The following is an 18,567-nucleotide window of genomic DNA, read 5'->3' as shown; positions in this document are numbered from 1 at the left end:
GGCGCAAGGCGCCGGCAGCGTTTCCGGCGCAATCCGGTTCGACGAATCGCCTTCAGGAGACATGCCATGTCCTTTCGCCAGCTGCCCGCCCTCGGCCCCGACGGCGAGGCCTATCTGATCACCGAGTTCCAGGACGAAGTCCAGCATCAGCAGCAGGCGCAGCACGACGCGCCGTCCACGCCGGCGCTGCGCTACGAACTGGCCGACGGGCGCAAACTGATCCGCCGCGGCCAGCAGTTCACCACCACCGGCGGCGAACTGACCCTGACCGCGGTGTGAGCGCGCGCGCTGCCGCGTAGCGACGACGAGCGGCAGTGCGATCTGTCCGCCTCGCGCGCGGTACGCGCGACGGGCCAGTGGTCAATTATTGACCAAGCCTCTTGACACGCCCGCCCAGCAAGGCGCGCAGACACTTATCCACATGTTTGCGCGCATTCCATCCACACTGCCTGTGGATGAAGTGCGGCTGCAGCAACAGTGTGTTCTCTCTACCCCTTGTAGGAGCGGCTTCAGCCGCGACCGTGACTATCTGGACACGGACATGCATGCGCAACATGCTGCCCGCCGACCACACCCGATCGCTTGATCGCACTGCCTGTCGCGGCTGAAGCCGCTCCTACAGGGTGGCCGTTTGCACCGGACTAGCGCGGCAACACCCGGCCGATGCCGCTGGCATCGATCTCCGCTGCCGCGGCGTCCAATGCCGTCGCCACGGTGGCCGGGTCGAAGCCGATGCGGAAATGCAGTTCGCCGGCCGGCGTGCGCGAGGAATGGATCGAGGCCAGGCTGACGCCGTGGCGCTCGAACACGTACAGCAAGCTCCGCAGCGAGCCGGCGCGGTCTTCGGGCAGATAGACGCTGAGCGTCAATTGCTCGGTCAGATCCGCGAGCAGATAGCCGACGCGTTCGTAGCTGTAGTTGCCGTGCGCGATCGCCGCCGCGCCCAGCGCCTGGCGATTGGCGTCGAGGAAATCGGCGCGGAATTGCGCGCGCGCCGCATCGTCGCCACGGCTCACCTGGTCGCGCAACCGCGACAGTTGCGCGATCAAGCCGTCGAGCACGCCGCCGACATGCGGATTGCCGAACTGGATGTCTTCGTAGATCGCCGGATTCAACGCCAGGATGCGCGCGATGATCGCGGTATCCAGTTCGAACGAGGCCGAACGGTATGGCATCAATGCCTCCAGCGGCCCCAGCGTCGGCGCGTGCGTGCGCAACACGCCGGTCTGGGCCAGGTGGCTGGCGTGCACCATCGCCTGCACCAACGCCATCACCTGGTCGTGGTGATCGGGTGTGCTGCGCACGCATTCGGCCTCCAGCGCCGTGCACAGCTGTTGCAGCCACTCGCTCCAGCGCGCCAACCGCGCTTCGCACACCACCAGCACGCGGCCCTTGAGCGTGGGCGACTTCGGCGGCGCGGTCATCGGATGCAGCCCGGCCACTTCCGCCTGCGACGCCAGCATCGCCGCCACCGGCTCGCGCTTGACCGAGGTCACGTCCAGCCACAGCTGCTCGCGTTCGCGCCCGGCGGCGCGGCGCACGTAGTCGCCGATCAGCGCCGGCGTGTGCCGGATCGGCGCGGAGAAGATCAGCACCTGCGCGCGCTGCAGCACGGCATCGGGATCCAGCGACTGCGGATCGGCCGGATCGTGGCCGACCACCTCCAGCTGCATGCGCTCGCGGAAGAACCGACTCAGCCAGCGGCCATAGGCGCCGGCGCTGCCGACGATGCCGACGACCGGGCGCAGGCTCACGCCAGGCGCTCGGCGGCGAAGCGCAGCGGCGTGGCCAGCGCCGCGGGCGCGGCGGCGAGCACGTCCAGTTCCTCGTAGCCGCTGGCCAGGGTCGCTTCCAGCGCCGCATGCACGCCGGCGATGGCACGGCCGATCGCCAGCTCGAACGCGTCGCCGCGCAGCAGGAACGCGACCAGCAGCGCCATCAGCACGTCGCCGGTGCCGGCCACATCCACCGGCAACAGCGGCGAGCACCAGCGGTAGACCGCCTCGCGGCTCACCGCCAGGGTCACCAGCTGGCCTGCGTCGCCGCTGACGCTGTGCGCCAACACCCACTGCGGCCCGCGCGCCAGCAGCACGCGCGCCGCGGCGATGGCATCGTCCTGCGCCAACGCCGGCAGGCCGGTCAGGCGGCCAAGTTCGAACGCATTCGGCGTGACCAGCCACGCATGCGGCAACAGGCGTTCGGCGAACACCACTTCCAAGCCCGGCTCGACATAGGGTCCGGTATGCGTATCGCCGATCACCGGATCCAGGCAGTAGCGCAGCGACGGGCACTGCGGCAGCGTGGCGTCGAGCCAGTCGGCGAACGCAGTGCCGTTGCCGACGCTGCCGAAATAGCCGGACACCACCATGCGCGCACGCTGCGGCAAGCCGCGCTCGCTGGCGCCGAGCAGCAGATCGGCGAACCAGTCCGACGGCAGCACCTTGCCACGCAAGGTGTCGTAGAACGGCGCGTTGCTGAGCAAGGTCGTGGGGACTTCGGCCACGCGCAGGCCCAGCGCGCGCAACGGCGGCACCGCCGCGCTGTTGCCGGCGTGGCCGTAGACCAATTGCGACTGTACCGAGATCACGTCGATCGGCGACGGTCCATCCGGACGCTGGCGACGGCCGTGGACGAGATGGCTGGCAGTGGATGCGTTCATCCGCACATTCTAGGCCGCGGCAGCGACGGCGGCGTACCGGCACCGCTCAGCGGTTGCGCAGGAACACCACGTAGCCGCGGAACCACGGATTGTCCTGCAGGCCCTGCGGCGGCTGCCAGTCGCCATCCTGCAGCAGGCCGATGCGGAACGGCACCCGCAGCCTGCCGAGCCGGGCGACATAGACCGGATAGTCGGGGATCACCGCGCGTCCCTGGTAGATCTGCAGCACCACCTCGTCGACCACGCCGCGCAATCCGGCCAGTGCCTCGGCGCGGCCGTTGACGCTCCAGTCCAGCAGGCCGGTGATGCCGAGTTGGTAGCCGGCCGGCAAGCGCGCACGCAGCGTGCGCAGGAACGCCACGTACTGCGCGAGGTGGCGGGTACCGGCATCGAAATCGATCTGCAGGCCGACCACGTCGTTGCCGGCCGCATGCCAGCGCTGCAGCTGCACCAGGACCGCCTCGAACAATGCCGGCGTCCAGTCGATGCGTTCCACCCGCAACACCATCCACACCTGGCAGTGGCGCAGCTGCGGCAGCGCGGCGCGTTGCGCCACCAGTCGTGCCGGCACGCCGGCGTCCAGCGGCACCTCGGCCTGCAGCAGGTACACGCGGCGCGCATTGGCCAGCACCGGCTGCGGCCGCACCCCGGCCCAGAGCCAGAACGCATCGTAGCGGCGCGCATCCACCGGTGCGGCGATCGCCGCGCCCATCGACATGCACAGCGCCAACAGCACGGCGCAGCGCCCGGGCATGGCGCCGCTCACCAGTAGTACTTCAGGTCCTGCGCCCAGGCCGTTGACGGAAACTCCCGTTTCAGGCGCTGGAACCAACGCTTGCGCTCGCTCACCGGCACGTCCTTGCCGCCGCAACCGTTGTTCCCGCTGGGCGCGTAGCAGTTGATGGCGCGATACAGCGCATACGCCTTGTCGTTGGCAGGCACATCCGCGGCATCGATGACGCGCTGGTAGACCGGCAAACGGAAATATGCGGGACCGGGAAACTGCGACGGCGCTCCGCCGAGCTCGGTGGCCGACGGTGGCAGGTTGATCGGCAAGTGATCCCAGTTCATGACCCGGACGAACTCGGCCACGCACAACTGCGCATGGGCGTCGGCGGGGGCGGAGGCCAAGGTCTTTGCCACCGCTTCGATCGCCGGACACGCATCCTCGCCCTGCTCGAACGGGCCGGAGAACACCGCCAGCGGCGGCGACGACTGCGGCAACCAGTAAGGACCGGGCCGGGGATCGCTGGTGTCGTGCGGCACGTCGGCAAGCAGCACGCGATCCTGCAGGAAGGCCTTGGCCTGGCCGCGCGACAGTTCCTTGTACAGCAACACGAAGGCGGCCAGTTCGCGCTCGTGCGCCGGCACGTCCGTCGCCGTCGCGCGACGCCGCAGCAGGTCGGCACCGGCGGCGTAGATCAGCAACTGGTCGCGGATGGCTTGGTTGACGATCGGAGAATCCGCGGCGAACGCCTGGTCGAGCGCACGGTCGCGCTCCAGGCGCCGCGCCAGCGCCAGCTGCACCAGCGGTTGCTGCAACGCCGGCTCGGCACTGTCCAGCAGACGCCGCCAGTAGGCCGCCAGGTCCGGCGCCCCGGTGTCCTCCAGCGCCAAGCCCTGGAGCATGGCGGCGGCGAAGGCCACGCTGCCGCGCTTGGCCGGTCCCTTGCCGGCATCCAGCAGGCGCAGCGCCTGCGCCGGCGACCGCGCCACGTAGTACTGGTAGCTGGACAGCAGCAGCGCGAACAGGTCCGGCTCGCCGGCAAAGCGCGGCCGCTGCGCCTCCAGCGCGGCCGGCGACAGTCCGTGGCCATCGCTGCCATCGCCCGAGCGCATCGCCTTGAGATCGGCCACGGCCAGCAACAGCGGCGTGGTCAGCGCCGCGGGAGCGGCGCTGGCCAGCAGCTTGTTGTCGATTTCCTGGGCCAGCTCCTGGTCCGACAGGCCGCGCTGCGCCGCGGGCAGGCGCAGCAAGCGTTCGTATTCGGCGGCCAGCTTCGGCGTGTCGCCACCGAGCCAGTACACCCGCCGCAGCAATCCGCGTGCAGATACGGCGTAGCGTCCTTGCGGATAGTCGTGCAGGTACGCGGCGAACCCCCGCTCGGCGCGCGCCAACGCAGCCTGGTCGAACTGCGGTGGATCGCGCTGCACGCCGTACTCGTCGAAGCCATCGACCTGCGCCGCGTTGAGCGCGACCCGCCCCAACATGTAGTGCGCCGTCTCGCGAATCCAGGGGTCGGCCGCCTTGGCCAGCGCGTCGAAGCCACGCGTGGATACGTCGAAGGCGCCGGCATAGAACGCGCTGGCGGCCTGCAGGTACTGCGCGAATTCCCTGCCTGCGGCCGACGACACGCCGTCGGGCGCAGCGATTTGCTGGTCCGGGCACTGCGCCGGCCGCGCCTGGACCAAGCGCGCTTTTTCCGCCGCCGGCACGCGCGCGTTCGCGTTCAGCGCCTCGTTGAACTCGCTGCCGCCGCGCGCATTGCTGTTGCAGCGGTTCGCCTCGCCGTCGAGCATCCCGTCGGCAGCAGCGGCCTGATCGGTCGCCGGCGGTTGCAGCGCCTGCACCGCCGCCTCCCAGGTGAACGCCGGTTCGAGCGGGCTGGCAGGCGCCACCGCCGGCGCGGCGCCATCGCGCATCAACAGCAGCAGATTGACACGGGTATCGCTGCCCGGCGCCAGCGCCACGGTGTTCTGGCATCCGCTGTAGTCGCCGAAATCCAGCAGCAGGCTGGAGTCGCAACCGGCATCGGAACTGGCGAGCGCGGGTGCGGCAAAGCAAGCGCACAGCAGCAGCGCGGCAAGGCGGGCAACAACGGAACGGCCGATGTCCATGGCGAACCCTGCACTCCAGATGCGCCGCGATCGGCGTAGCGGCATGTTCGCATGCCGGACTGCGCCACGCAGGGTGACGCGGCGCAGACAGCGCACGCTAGCGATGCGCCGCCAGCGCGGCCGCGTGGGCATTGCGCCGACGCGGCCCGCGCGGAAGGATCAGGAGGTCATCCGGTCCCAGAACCCCTTCCGTGCATCGCCGTAGTTCAAGGGCTGGGATCGGGATGCGGGATTGGGGATTGGTAACAGCAGCACAGCGGCGATCCCTCTCGAAACCGGCATTCGATTCGCACGCAATCGATCGCAATCCAGAAAACCGAAAAGGCACGTACCGGGCTCTCACCCTGCACGTGCCTCTTCCACCGGTCCACACACTCGCGACCGCCGCCAGGGACCCGCCGTTGCGAATCCCCAATCCCGAATCCCCAATCCCGGCTCTACGACGTCATCCGGTCCCAGAACCCCTTCACCCCGTCGATGAAGGTCGCCGACTTCGGCGAATGCTTGCGCGCATCCTCGCCGGTGAAGGTGGATTCGAACTGCTCCAGCAGTTTGCGCTGGTCGGCGGTGAGATTGACCGGGGTTTCCACCACCACGCGGCAGTACAGGTCGCCCTCGCTGCGGCTGCGCACCGAACGCACGCCCTTGCCGCGCAAGCGGAACAGCTTGCCGGTCTGGGTCTCGGCCGGAATGCGGATCTCCGCCTCGCCGCCCAGCGTGGCCACGCGCACGGTGTCGCCGAGCGCGGCCTGGGAGATGCGGATCGGCACTTCGCAGTGCAGGTCGTCGCCGTCGCGCTGGAAGATCGCATGCTCGCGCACCCGCACTTCCACATACAGATCGCCAGGCGGGGTGCCGGCCGGACCGGCCTCGCCTTCGCCGGACAGGCGGATGCGGTCGCCGTTGTCCACGCCGGGCGGAATCTTCACCGACAGCACCTTGGTTTCCTCGACGCGACCGGCGCCGTGGCAGGTACCGCACGGGTTCTGCACGATCTGGCCGCGCCCGGCGCAATGCGGGCAGCTCTGCTGCATCGCGAAGATGCCGCGCTGGATCCGCACCTGGCCGCGCCCCTGGCAGGTCGTGCAGGTCTCCACCTTGCCGTCTTCCGAGCCGCTGCCGTGGCAGTGTTCGCATTCGCCCAGGGTCGGAATCTCGATGCGCCGCTCGATCCCGGCCACCGCCTCTTCCAGATCCAGTTCCAGCACGTAGCCGATGTCGGCGCCGCGCCGCGCCGCGCGGCCGCCACCGCCGCCGGCGCCCCCGAAGATGTTGCCGAAGATGTCGCCGAAGATGTCGCCCATGTCCGGGCCGCCAGCACCGCCACCGCCGCCCATGCCGCCCATGCCGTGCTCGAACGCGGCATGGCCGTGCGCGTCGTACATGCGCCGCTTGTTGCCGTCGGACAGGACCTCGTAGGCCTCCTTGCACTCCTTGAACGCCGCCTCGGCGGCGTGGTCGCCAGGATTGCGGTCGGGGTGGAACTTCATCGCGCAACGGCGATAGGCCTTCTTCAGCTCGTCGTCGTTGGCGGTACGGGCCACGCCCAGCACTTCGTAGTAGTCGCGTTTGCTCATGGCTGGGAATGGGCGATGGGGAATGGGGAATGGTTCAAAACGGGCATCCTGTAGCGATAGTCATAGCGGCGATGGAACCGGGAACCTTAAAACGGCGAAGGAGCGGAGCCTGAGCACCGCTCCTTCGAGAACCGATTCCCTAAGCCTGGATCACGCCTTCTTGTCGTCCTTGACCTCGGTGAACTCGGCGTCGACCACGTCGTCGCCGGCCGCGGCCTGCGCGCCGCCCGGCGCAGCGCCCGGCTGCTCGCCGGCCGCCGCCGCCGCGTACAGCGACTGCCCGGCTTCTTCCAGCACCTTGGTCTTGGCCTCGATCTGGCCCTTGTCGTCGCCCTTCATCGCCGTTTCCAGGTCCGCCAGGGCCGACTCGACCTTGCCGATCACGTCGCCGCCGACCTTGCTGCCGTGCTCGGTGATCGCGCTGCGGGTGGCGTGGATCAGGCCGTCGGCCTGGTTGCGCGCCTGCACCAGCTCATGGAACTTCTTGTCTTCCTCGCGGTTGGCTTCCGCGTCGGCGACCATCCGCTGGATCTCGTCGTCCGACAGGCCGGAGCCGGCCTTGATCTCGACCTTCTGTTCCTTGTTGGTCTTCTTGTCCTTGGCCGACACGTGCAGGATGCCGTTGGCGTCGATGTCGAAGGACACCTCCACCTGCGGCAGGCCGCGCGGCGCCGGCTCGATCCCGGACAGGTCGAACTTGGCCAGCGACTTGTTGTAGCGGGCCTGCTCGCGCTCGCCCTGCAGCACGTGCACCGTCACCGCGGACTGGTTGTCCTCGGCAGTGGAGAAGGTCTGCGAGGCCTTGGTCGGGATCGTGGTGTTCTTCTCGATGATCTTGGTGAACACGCCGCCCAGGGTCTCGATGCCCAGGCTCAGCGGGGTCACGTCGAGCAGCAGCACGTCCTTGACGTCGCCGGCCAGCACGCCGCCCTGGATCGCCGCGCCCAGCGCCACGGCTTCGTCCGGGTTGACGTCCTTGCGCGGATCCTTGCCGAAGAACTCGGCCACCGCCTGCTGCACCTTCGGCATGCGGGTCTGGCCGCCGACCAGGATCACCTCGGTCACGTCGCTGGCGCGCAGGCCGGCGTCGTTGAGCGCGGTGCGGCACGGCTCGATCGTGCGCTTGACCAGGTCCTCGACCAGCGCCTCGAGCTTGGCCCGGGTCAGCTTGATGTTGAGGTGCTTCGGGCCCGACGCGTCGGCGGTGACGTACGGCAGGTTGACTTCGGTCTGCTGCGAGGACGACAGCTCGATCTTGGCGCGCTCGGCCGCATCCTTCAGGCGCTGCAGCGCCAGCGGATCCTTGCGCAGGTCGATGCCCTGGTCCTTGTTGAATTCCTCGACCAGGTAGTCGATGACGCGCTTGTCGAAGTCTTCGCCGCCCAGGAAGGTGTCGCCGTTGGTGGCCAGCACTTCGAACTGCTTCTCGCCGTCGACGTTGGCGATCTCGATGATCGACACGTCGAAGGTGCCGCCGCCCAGGTCGTACACCGCGATCTTGCGATCGCCGCCCTGGCCCTTGTCCAGGCCGTAGGCCAGCGCCGCGGCGGTCGGCTCGTTGATGATGCGCTTGACGTCCAGGCCGGCGATGCGGCCGGCGTCCTTGGTCGCCTGGCGCTGGCTGTCGTTGAAGTACGCCGGCACGGTGATGACCGCCTCGGTGACGGTCTCGCCCAGGAACGCCTCGGCGGTCTTCTTCATCTTCTCCAGCACCTGCGCGGAGATTTCCTGCGAGGCCAGCTTGCGGCCGTCGGCGGTGGCCACCCAGGCGTCGCCGTTGTCGTGCTGGACGATGCCGTACGGCACCAGGCCGATGTCCTTCTGCACTTCGGCGTCGGTGAACTTGCGGCCGATCAGGCGCTTCACCGCGTAGAAGGTGTTCTTCGGATTGGTGACCGCCTGGCGCTTGGCCGAGGCGCCCACCAGCACTTCGCCGTCCTTGGTGTAGGCGACGATCGAGGGCGTGGTACGGTCGCCTTCGGAATTTTCGATGACGCGGGCCTTGCCGCCGTCCATGATCGCCACGCACGAGTTGGTCGTGCCCAGGTCGATGCCGATGATCTTGCCCATTGGATGACTCCTGAAAATTTCTGGTGTCCGGCCGCTGCCGGGGTCTGGTTCGGATATAGGGATGGCCGCAGGTCATTCAAGCCATCACCGCAAATTAGCGTTCTGCCGCGGCCGCGCCCGATTCAGGCGCGCACCGCCGCCGCCACGCGTCAATCGTGCTTCGCGACCACCACGAGCGCCGGCCGCAGCAGGCGCTCGTTGAGCAGGTAGCCCTTCTGGAACACCTGGATCACATGGCCGGGGGCGACGCCGTCGGCCTCGGCCTGGCTGATCGCCTGGTGATGTTCCGGGTTGAACGGCTGCCCGGTCGGGTCGAGCAGGGTCAGGCCGTTGTCGGCGGCGACCTTGAGCAGCTGCTTGTAGGTCAGCTCCAGGCCGTCGCGCAGCGGGCTGGGTTCGCTGCCGGCGGCGCTCAGGCCGGCGTCCAGGCTGTCGAACACCGGCAGCAGGTCGCCGAGCAGGCGCTCGTTGGCGAACTTGCGCGCCTGCTCGACGTCGCGGGCGATGCGCTTGCGCTGGTTTTCCAGGTCGGCGCGCTCGCGCAGCACGTCGGCCTTGAGCAGCGCCAGCTCGGTGCGCAGCGTCTCGATCTGCGCCTGCAGCGGATCGGTCGCCGGCTGCTGCGCCTCGGACAGGTGTTCAGAATCGAATTCGGGGTGGTCTTGGTTCATTTCCGGTTCCCTGGCGGGAGATGCACCCGCCCTACCGGACCACCTATGTGGGCGTGCGGGGCGGATTCAAGATGCTGTGTTGCATTTGGGGAATGGGGAGGCGGAAATCGGGAATGGGAAAAGCAGGCGGCGACCGCGGGGCCGCTGCCGCCGGCTGGCCACACTGCCGTGCGCGCTAGCGCTCTGTCGGCGGGGTCGGGTCCAGGGCCGCGCCCAGGACTTCGGCGGCGGTCTGCACCAGCGGGATCACCCGGTCGTAGTCCATGCGCTTGGGGCCGATCACCCCCAGCACGCCCAGCACCTGGCCGCCGGCCATGTACGGCGCGGTGACCAGCGACACGCTCTCCAGCGGCACCACCCCGGTTTCCTCGCCGATGAAGATGCGCACCCCCGGCGCACGGATGGTGCGCTCCAGCAGCTGCAGGATCTCGCGCTTGCTGGCGAAGATCTCGAACAGCTCGCGCAGCCGCTCCAGGTCCGACAGGTCCTGCACCCCCATCAGCTTGGTCTGCCCGGCCAGCACCATGTCGTCGCCGGCCGGGGCCAGCGCCTGCTCGGCCAGCTCCACGCTGTGCGCCAGCAGCAGCTCCATCTCGTCGCGCGCGTGGCGCAGGTCGCGCACCAGGCTGGCGCGGATGTCGGCCAGCGCACGCCCGGCGAAATGCGCGTTCAGGTAATTGGCCACCCGTTCCAGCTCGGCCGGTTCGTAGGCCTTGCGCGGTTCGATGACCCGGTTCTGCACCTCGTTGTCGGCGAACACCAGGATCGCCAGCACCCGGCGCGCGTCCAGCGGCACAAAGTCGATATGCCGGAACGCGAACTGCTCGCGCTTGGGCGCGCTGACCACGCCGACGAAGTGGGTCATCGCCGACAGCAGCTCCGAAGCGCTGCCGAGCAGCGCCTGGGTGCCGGCGGCATTGCTCATCTCCGCGCGCAGCCGCGCCACCTCGCCCTCGCCCGGCGGGCGCATCTGCACCAGGCTGTCGACGAACACCCGGTAGCCGGTGGCGGTGGGAATGCGCCCGGCCGAGGTGTGCGGCGAGCTGAGCAGACCGGCGTCCTCCAGGTCGGCGAGGATGTTGCGGATCGTCGCCGGACTCACGTCCAGCCCGGCGTGGCGGGCCAGGGTCTGCGAGCCGACCGGTTCGCCGTCGCGGATATAGCGCGAGATCAGCGTGCGCAACAGCTGCCGGGCGCGTGGGTCGAGCGAGGAGTGGACCGGGGAGGCGCGCATGCAATCAATCCGTGAGACTGGACACTAGATAATGGCTGCATGCCGGCTTGGCAAGTCATTGGCCCACCTACCCCCGCGTGCTAGCGTTGCGCGCCCCTGGATCCCGACCCCCATGCTCAGACATCTCTCGATCAAGGATTTCGCCGTCGTCCGCGGCACCGAACTGGAATTCGGCGCTGGCATGACCGTCGTGTCCGGCGAAACCGGCGCCGGCAAGTCGCTGATGGTGGACGCGCTCGGCTTCCTGTCCGGGCTGCGCGCCGACAGCGGCGTGGTCCGCCATGGCGCCGACCGCGCCGAACTGTCGGCCGAATTCGCCGTGCCCGAGGCCGCCCCGGCGCGCGCCTGGCTGCGCGAGAACGAGCTCGACGACGACGACCAATGCCAGCTGCGCCGGGTGATTCGCGCCGACGGCGGCTCGCGCGCCTGGATCAACGGCCGCCCGGTGACCCTGTCGCAGCTGGCCGAACTGGCCGGGCACCTGGTCGAGATCCACGGCCAGCACGAACACCAGGCGCTGCTGTCGCGCGGCAGCCAGCTCGGCCTGCTCGACGCCTACGCCCGCAACGAGGCCGAACGCGCCGCGGTGCGCGCCGCCGCCGCGCGCTGGCAGGCGCTGCTGGCCGAGCGCGAGACGCTGCTGGCGCAGGGCGACGTGTCCGACCGCATCGGCTTCCTCGAGCACCAGCTGGCCGAGCTGCAGCGCGAGGACCTGGAGCCGGCGGCGATCGCCGCGCTGGACGCCAACCATCGCCGCCAGGCCCACGCCGCGGCGCTGATCGGCGCCTGCGAGGGCGCCGCGCAGCGGCTCAACGGCGACGAAGCGCCGGCGGTGCTGGAACTGCTGCAGCAGACCCGCCACGAACTCGGCAAGGTGGGCGAATACGAGCCGCGCCTGGCCGAGGTCGAAGCGCTGATCGACAGCGCCACGATCCAGCTGGAAGAGGCGCTGGCGCTGGTCGACCGGGTGCGCGACGACCTCGATGCCGATCCGGCGCAGTTCGAGGACATGGAACGCAAGCTGGGCCGGCTGCACGACCTGGCGCGCAAGCACCGGGTCACCCCGGACACGCTGGGCGAGCACCGCGACGCGCTGCTGGCCGAGGTCGAGGGCCTGCGCGGGGCCGGCGAACGGCTGGACGTGCTGGATGCGGAGATCGCCCGCGCCACCCAGGCCTGGCGCGACGCCGCCGCCGCGCTCAGCGGCACCCGCCAGCGCGGCGCGCAGGCGCTGTCGCGCGACACCACCGCGCTGATCGGCGAACTGGGCATGGGCGGCGGGCGCTTCGAGATCCAGCTCGAGCCGCACGAGGCCGAGCGCCCCGACCCGGCCGGCGCCGAGCGCGTCGAATTCCTGGTCGCGGCCAACGCCGGCCAGCCGCCGCGGGCGCTGCGCAAGGTCGCCTCCGGCGGCGAGCTGTCGCGCATCTCGCTGGCGATCGAGGTCGCCGCGCTGGGCCTGGACGCGGTGCCGACGATGGTGTTCGACGAGGTGGACTCGGGCATCGGCGGCGCGGTCGCCGACATCGTCGGCAAGAAGCTGCGCGCGCTCGGCGAGCAGCGCCAGGTGCTGTGCGTGACCCACCTGCCGCAGGTCGCGGCGCAGGGCCACGCCCACTACCGGGTCAGCAAGGCCCCGGTCGAGGGCATGACCCAGAGCTCGGTCGAACTGCTGGCGCCGCGCCAGCGCGAGGAAGAGCTGGCGCGGATGCTGGGCGGGGTCGAGGTCAGTAAGGAAGCCCGCGCGGCGGCCAAGCGGCTGCTGCAGAGCGCTGGCTGAGAGCGGCTGTTCCTGGATTCGGCCACGCTAACGCCACTGTTGAAGCGCCTGCAGTACCGTTCCGCCGGGCTGGCGGCCTGGATTTCGGCTCGGTCGCGTGGGGTGTCCCCGCGCGCATGCACTGGGGAGTCCCGAGCCATCAGGTGATAGGAAGCTTGCAGGCTTCGGATGGGGTCGGGTCGGGGCTGAAGCCCCTCCTACAGTGCACCCAGCCGGTTCGTCGCGCGCCCCTGTAGGAGCGGCTTCAACCGCGACGAACGAAGCCATCCAGCCAACCGATTTCGGAAACAATCAGGACCGATACCAAAGCCACCGGCAGTCGCTCCCTAGTGCACCCAGCCGGCCAGCCGCAAGCCCCGGTGGGAGCAACTTCAGTCGCGACGAACGGAGTCGGGTCCGCAACGGTTACGGCGCCATGTCCAGGTGGCGACGCTCCCGGGCGAACCCGAACCGCTCCCGCGCCCGCACGCAGGGGCGGCGGCTCAGCCCTTCTTGCCGGCCGGGCGCTTGCTGCGCACGTACAGCACCAACGAGTGCTCTTCCAGTTCGTAGCCGTGATCGGCGGCGATCTTGCGCTGCAGTTCCTCGATCTCGGCGCTTTCGAACTCGATGACGTTGCCGGTATCCACGTCCACCATGTGGTCGTGGTGGCCGCCGCGGTCCAGTTCGTACACCGCCTGGCCGCCTTCGAAATTGTGCTTGAGCACCAGGCCGGCCGCCTCGAACTGGGTCAGGACGCGGTACACCGTGGCCAGGCCGATCTCGTCGCCGTGATCGAGCAACTGGCGGTAGATCTCTTCCGCGGTCATGTGGTGGCGCGCCGACTTCTGCTCGAGCAGCTCCAGGATGCGCATCCGGGGATGCGTGACCTTCAGGCCGACTTTGCGCAGATCGTGGGATTCCATGGCGTCTCCGTTCATAGCTGGTTTAGCGCCAGCTGCCTCGGGATGGGTCGCGGCGGTCGTCGGGAGTGTATCATCGACCCGATTTCCCTCAGTACTGTCCCCGATGCGCAATCTCTTGCTGGTCGCCGCTGTTGCCCTGTCCACCGCTGGCTGCGGGATCATCTACAAGCAGCCTATCTACCAAGGCAACCTGATCAAGCAGGGGGCCGTCGATCAGCTCAAGGTCGGCCAAAGCAAGCAGCAGGTCAACGCGCTGCTCGGCACCCCGTCGATCCCGGATCCGTTCCATGCCCAACGCTGGGACTACACCTCGACCGAGCGCCTCGATCGCCTTGGCCGGACCGAGATCAAGAATTTCGTCGTCTACTTCGACAACGACACGGTGACCCGCTGGGAAGGCGACTATTTCCCGGACAACGATTCGGAGCTGGCCAAGAACAGCGTGCGCCAGTTCGGCCGCAACCTGGCCAAGGACAAGAAGAAGCAGCGCCGCAGCGAGTAAGCGGCGCCGGCAACGCGCCTGGCGGCGCTAGCGCGGTTTCGCGCGCCGCCGCCGGGCGTCCTTCGGATCGGCCAGCAATGGCCTGAGCACTTCGACCCGGTCGCCATCGTGCAGGAGCTGGGTCGGCGCGGCGACGCTGCCATGGATCGCGCAGGGCATGCCCGGCGTCGCCTCGGCCAAGGCCGCTGCGCTCAATGCATCGGCGACGGTGGAACCTTCGGGCAATTGCAGCGTGCGCGCGACGAAGCGCTCCGGCCAGGCCAGCACCACCTCGACCCGCAGCCCGCTCATGCGTCTTCGCGGTCGGCCACGCGCACGAAGTCGTTGACCATGCGGTCGGCCAGGCTCTGGAAGCCCAGCGCCAGCGCCGGCCCGAGCAACCGCGAGGCCGGCTCGAAGTCCAGCGTCAGGCTGACCTTGCTGGCATGCTCGTTGAAGCCCTGGAACTCCCACTGCCCCTGCAGGCGCTTGAACGGGCCGTCGCGCAGCAGCATATCGATGCGGTCGGGGCGCTGCAGCCGGTTTTCGGTGGTGAACCAGGTGCGGAACGAGCCCACGCCCAGGTCCAGCCGCGCCACCAGGTACTGGTCGCTGTGCTCGAGCACATGCGCCGCATCGCACCAGGCGAAGCGGCGCGGATAGGCGGCGACATCATTGACCAGGTCGAACATGCGCGTTGCGGGGTGTTCGACCAGGGCGCTGCGGCGGATGATAGGCATTCGGTGCGGGGAAAGTGGACCAAGACGTTCGGGAGGCCCCGAATCGGAGACAATAGCAAGATGAGCAAGAAACCCGCCAAGGATAAAGCAAACGGCGCGACGGCCAACAAGACCATCGCGTTGAACAAGCGTGCGCGCCACGAATACCACCTGGAGGACCGCTACGAAGCCGGCCTGGCCCTGCAGGGCTGGGAGGTCAAGTCGATCCGCGCCGGCCGCGCCAACATCGGCGAGAGCTACGCGTTCGTGCGCCAGGGCGAGCTGTTCCTGTTCGGCGCGCAGTTCACCCCGCTGATCCAGGCCTCCACCCACGTGGTCGCCGACGACCGCCGCACCCGCAAGCTGCTGCTGCACCGGAGCGAGATCGACAAGCTGATCGGCCGCGTCGAGCGCGACGGCTACACCCTGGTGCCCACCGCGATGTACTGGAGCAAGAACAAGATCAAGCTCGAGATCGCGCTGGCCAAGGGCAAGCAGGACCACGACAAGCGCGATGCCGCCAAGGACCGCGACTGGGCCCGCGACAAGCAGCGGATCATGCGGCGGCACAATAAAAATGCGTGAGAACTGGGAATGGGGAGTGGGGAATCGGGAATGGTGACAAGCAGGTTCCTTGCACGCCCCACTACCCCCGAAGGGTGCCGAATGCTTGCCTATCTGCGGCGGAACAACGCATAGGCCGCAATGCCGCTTTCCAATTCCCGTTTCTCCATTCCCGATTCCCGGCACCCCATCACGTCCCGCCAAGCATCCGCATCAGGCTCGGCAACCCGCGGCCCTGCATGTAGGGATCGCGCTGCAGGTCCAGGCACTGGTCCAGCAGCAGTTGCTTGACCCGGTCCGGGAAGCCGATGAACTCGCGGCGCACCGACAGGAACGCGGCGATCAGCCCGGACACGTGCGCGGCCGCCATGCTGGTGCCGCTCATCTCCACCATCCAGGTGCTGGGGTCATCGGCGTCGTAGCGATGGTGGGCCGAGACGATCTTCTCGCCCGGCGCCACCAGGTCCGGCTTGTGCCGGCCATCGGCGGTCGGGCCGCGCGAGGAGAAATACGACACGCCATAGCTGTGCGGGCTGCTCTTGTGCACCGAGCCCACCGCCAGCGCCTCCTCCAGGTTGGCCGGGTCGCCGATGCTCAGGTCCAGGTTCATCGGGTAGGCCTGCCCATCGTCCTGCATCAGCCAGGCCAGGCCGTCGTTGCCGGCCGCGATCACCACCACCACGCCCTGCCGCCATAGCCGGCGCAGTTCGTTGCACAGCGGGGTGAAGCCGCAGCCGTAGCTTTCCGCATCGAAGTAGCCGCCCAGGCTCAGGTTGACCCCGTGGATGACCAGCTCGCCGGCGCGCTCGTTGATCTCGGCGACCTGCTGCACGCCCTTGATGATCCACGAGTCGCGGCCGTTGCCGTCGTCGTCCAGCACCTTCAGCCCGTACAGCCGCGCCTGCGGCGCCATGCCGGCGAAGCGCAGTGGCGTGGCCGGCGCCGCCCCGGGCAGCGGCGCCTCGCACTGCCCGGCGATGATCCCGGCCACGTGGGTGCCATGGCCGTTGCCGTCCAGCGCGGCGAAACCGGCGCCGTCGCGGCGGCGCAGTTCGCGGGCGCGGCCGCGCTGCGTGCAGTCCCATTGCGCCAGCACCGTTTCCGGCAGACCGGGCTGCTGGAAATGCGGATGCGCCGCGGCGATGCCGCTGTCCAGCACCGCCCAGCCGATGCCGGTGCCGAGCGCGCGGTACGCCACCTGCGCCGCGTCGGCCTGCACGGTGCTGCGCGACTGGTAGATCAGGGCGCGCTTGCCGGCGTCGCGCCACAGCCGTTTCAGGTTCAACGTGCGATAGCGCTCGCGCAGGCTTTCGATCTCGAACCGGGTCAGGCGCGCCGACACGTAGCGCTGCAGCGTGTCTTCCAGCTCGATCGCCGCGTCCAGCGCCTCGCCGTGCAATCCGGTGGACGCCTGGGTCAGCTCGCGCAGCGCCGCGACCAGATCGCGCTTCAACTGCGCCGGCTCGCGCGCGTCCGGAAGGCGGTCCAGCTCGATCAGCACCTCGTGGCGATAGTCCGGCGCGTGCGCCTCCAGTTGGTCGGACAGATCCTTGATCAGCACCGGATGCGCGATCGGCTGATCGAAGCCCACGCCCACCGCGCGCCGCACCTCGGCGCGGACCTCGGGGATGGACAGATAGCCGGAGCCGGAATGCGGATTGCGCTGCCAATCCGGGTTGATGCGCGATCCGGCGATGTTGTGGAAGCGCCCCTGCGCATCGGCGATGTCGTCGCTCAGATCGTCGTCCAGCGCCACCGGATCGCGCCGCTCGGCGACGTTGACCCAACGCTTCACGCAGGCCGGAAACGGCAACTTCGGCGTGCCGGTCCACTGCTTGAACATGCTGCGTACCACCGGCAGGCCCAGCGGCGACCCCAGGGTCAGCAGCAGCGACACTTCGCAGCCCTCGGCCTCGAACTCGCGCAGCACGTCGTAGGCGATCAGCGAACCCTGGCTGTGCGCGACCACCACGAACGGACCGCCGCCGGCGCGCATGCGCTGCAGCAGGCTTTCGCGCATCTGCGCGCGCCGCGCCGGCACGAAGAAGAAATCGTGCACGTCCTGCAGCAGCGCGGCGGAGATCAGTTTCAGCAGCATCCGGTTCAGCACGTCGATCGGCCCCTGCGCATGCAGGCCGGCCGCCTCCGGCGCGGCGGCCTGCACCTCGTCCAGCAACTGCCGCAGGCGCGCGCGTTCGGCGTCGCTGCCGGCCAGCGTATCGGCCAGTTGGCGCAGATCGGCCAGCTGCGGCACCACGCCCAGCGCGCCGAGCACCCGCTGCTCGGCCTGGTTCAGCGCCGGGCCGCGGTCCTGGTCCTGGCAACTGCCCGGTTCCGGCGACGGATAGCGCTCGCGGCTGACCCAGTACGCCATGCGCGTGCGCTCGCCCATCTCGCGGCCGAACAGAGCACGATCCCACTGGCAGCGCAGCACCTCGGCCGGCGGCTTGTTGCCGATGCCATGGATGTAGATGACCGTGCGCGCCTGGCCCTGTGCCAGCGAGCCTTCGCCGGTGGCCTTGGGCCTGGTGGTGCGCGCAGGGGCCTGAACGCTGGCGGCGGTGGCGGCATCTGTGCCGCGATGAGACGACGGCGCGCGCTTGGCGGCGGCGTCCGGCTTGGCTGCCCCGGATCTACCCGTCTTGGGCTTGACTGTCTTGGGCTTGGCCGCCTTGGGCGCGCCTGTCCTGGATCTGTCGCCAGCCACTGTCTTCGCCGCGCTGCGCCGCGCCGGCCCGCTCGACCGAGCGGCCGTCTTTCCCGCGCTCTTCGCCTCGGCCCGCTGCGCGGCGGCCTTCTTGGGCTTGGCCTTCTTCGCCGCAACGCCCTGCCGTGCAGGCCCTGCCCGGCCGGCCGGGACGGACGCGTTCGCTGGTTTCGCTGCGGCGACCGCTGCCGCGGCTGCTCGTTTCCCATCGCGCCCGCCGTCGCGCGCACGCTGTTGCCTGGTTGCCATCGCGGTGCTCCATGCCTGGGGGAGATCCGTCGGCGCCTACCGCCAGCTGCCGCGCCGAGTGAAGCCAGCTTAAGCCGCCCCTGTCGCAAGACTTGTGACTGCCCTCCCCGATC

The 18,567-nt window shown here is 69.3% G+C and carries 16 protein-coding genes; 4 read left to right on the top strand and 12 right to left on the bottom strand.

Going from position 1 to position 18,567, the window contains the following annotated elements; translation table 11 throughout:
• Positions 1–66 precede the first annotated feature (66 nt).
• Positions 67–279 (top strand): hypothetical protein, encoded by a 213-nt coding sequence (locus AB8810_RS10325; protein ID WP_179565151.1) that lies wholly within the window; start codon positions 67–69, stop codon positions 277–279.
• 362 nt (positions 280–641) lie between these two features.
• On the opposite strand, the gene AB8810_RS10320 is transcribed toward AB8810_RS10325, so the two are convergent.
• The 8 genes from AB8810_RS10320 to hrcA all read right to left on the bottom strand — a co-directional run bounded on the left by AB8810_RS10320 (position 642) and on the right by hrcA (position 11,049).
• Positions 642–1,754, bottom strand: coding sequence for a prephenate dehydrogenase (locus AB8810_RS10320; protein WP_369916425.1), 1,113 nt, complete (start codon positions 1,752–1,754; stop codon positions 642–644).
• A complete protein-coding gene (gene pdxY / locus AB8810_RS10315) occupies positions 1,751–2,659 on the bottom strand; it encodes a pyridoxal kinase (RefSeq protein WP_369916424.1) in 909 nt (302 codons plus the stop codon). The genes AB8810_RS10320 and pdxY overlap by 4 nt, the downstream gene beginning before the upstream one ends.
• Before the next feature lie 46 nt (positions 2,660–2,705).
• Complete coding sequence (locus AB8810_RS10310) at positions 2,706–3,425, bottom strand: DUF3142 domain-containing protein (protein WP_369916423.1); 720 nt, start codon at positions 3,423–3,425, stop codon at positions 2,706–2,708.
• A complete protein-coding gene (locus AB8810_RS10305) occupies positions 3,422–5,497 on the bottom strand; it encodes a hypothetical protein (protein WP_369916422.1) in 2,076 nt (691 codons plus the stop codon). Before AB8810_RS10305 ends, AB8810_RS10310 begins: the two co-directional genes overlap by 4 nt.
• A gap of 437 nt (positions 5,498–5,934) precedes the next feature.
• Positions 5,935–7,074, bottom strand: coding sequence for a molecular chaperone DnaJ (dnaJ, locus tag AB8810_RS10300; RefSeq protein WP_179565159.1), 1,140 nt, complete (start codon positions 7,072–7,074; stop codon positions 5,935–5,937).
• 150 nt (positions 7,075–7,224) lie between these two features.
• Positions 7,225–9,144, bottom strand: coding sequence for a molecular chaperone DnaK (gene dnaK / locus AB8810_RS10295; RefSeq protein ID WP_206228837.1), 1,920 nt, complete (start codon positions 9,142–9,144; stop codon positions 7,225–7,227).
• A 149-nt stretch (positions 9,145–9,293) separates the two neighbouring features.
• Positions 9,294–9,815: a nucleotide exchange factor GrpE gene (gene grpE, locus AB8810_RS10290; RefSeq protein WP_179565163.1), complete on the bottom strand. Its 522-nt coding sequence runs from the start codon at positions 9,813–9,815 to the stop codon at positions 9,294–9,296.
• Positions 9,816–9,990: 175 nt separating this feature from the next.
• Positions 9,991–11,049 carry a heat-inducible transcriptional repressor HrcA gene (gene hrcA, locus AB8810_RS10285; RefSeq protein WP_179565165.1) on the bottom strand — a complete coding sequence of 353 codons (1,059 nt, stop codon included), beginning with the start codon at positions 11,047–11,049 and terminating at the stop codon, positions 9,991–9,993.
• 112 nt (positions 11,050–11,161) lie between these two features.
• Here hrcA and recN point away from each other — a divergent pair, with 112 nt between their 5' ends.
• Positions 11,162–12,829: a DNA repair protein RecN gene (gene recN, locus AB8810_RS10280; RefSeq protein ID WP_179565167.1), complete on the top strand. Its 1,668-nt coding sequence runs from the start codon at positions 11,162–11,164 to the stop codon at positions 12,827–12,829.
• A 482-nt stretch (positions 12,830–13,311) separates the two neighbouring features.
• Here the strand turns inward: recN and fur are convergent, their stop codons facing one another.
• Positions 13,312–13,734, bottom strand: coding sequence for a ferric iron uptake transcriptional regulator (gene fur / locus AB8810_RS10275; protein WP_179565169.1), 423 nt, complete (start codon positions 13,732–13,734; stop codon positions 13,312–13,314).
• Positions 13,735–13,837: 103 nt separating this feature from the next.
• Here fur and AB8810_RS10270 point away from each other — a divergent pair, with 103 nt between their 5' ends.
• Positions 13,838–14,236 (top strand): outer membrane protein assembly factor BamE, encoded by a 399-nt coding sequence (locus AB8810_RS10270; protein WP_179565171.1) that lies wholly within the window; start codon positions 13,838–13,840, stop codon positions 14,234–14,236.
• A gap of 27 nt (positions 14,237–14,263) precedes the next feature.
• Here AB8810_RS10270 and AB8810_RS10265 read toward each other — a convergent pair whose 3' ends face one another.
• Together AB8810_RS10265 and AB8810_RS10260 are read right to left on the bottom strand one after the other, a co-directional pair.
• Entirely contained in the window at positions 14,264–14,527 is a 264-nt protein-coding gene (locus tag AB8810_RS10265) for an RnfH family protein (protein WP_179565173.1), read from the bottom strand.
• On the bottom strand, positions 14,524–14,955 hold the full coding sequence (locus tag AB8810_RS10260; RefSeq protein WP_191824049.1) for a type II toxin-antitoxin system RatA family toxin: 432 nt from the start codon (positions 14,953–14,955) through the stop codon (positions 14,524–14,526). The genes AB8810_RS10265 and AB8810_RS10260 overlap by 4 nt, the downstream gene beginning before the upstream one ends.
• Before the next feature lie 60 nt (positions 14,956–15,015).
• Here AB8810_RS10260 and smpB point away from each other — a divergent pair, with 60 nt between their 5' ends.
• Entirely contained in the window at positions 15,016–15,519 is a 504-nt protein-coding gene (gene smpB, locus AB8810_RS10255; protein WP_003467984.1) for an SsrA-binding protein SmpB, read from the top strand.
• A 169-nt stretch (positions 15,520–15,688) separates the two neighbouring features.
• On the opposite strand, the gene AB8810_RS10250 is transcribed toward smpB, so the two are convergent.
• Positions 15,689–18,205, bottom strand: a complete 2,517-nt coding sequence (locus AB8810_RS10250) for a S8 family serine peptidase (RefSeq protein ID WP_369916420.1) — start codon at positions 18,203–18,205, stop codon at positions 15,689–15,691.
• Between the last annotated feature and the right edge of the window lie 362 nt (positions 18,206–18,567).

The sequence above is a fragment of the Xanthomonas sp. NCPPB 3005 genome (assembly GCF_041228095.2).
GTDB lineage: Bacteria > Pseudomonadota > Gammaproteobacteria > Xanthomonadales > Xanthomonadaceae > Xanthomonas_A > Xanthomonas_A bonasiae.
Note: the sequence above shows the minus strand (reverse complement) of the source record. Positions and strands in the feature narration are given on the sequence as shown.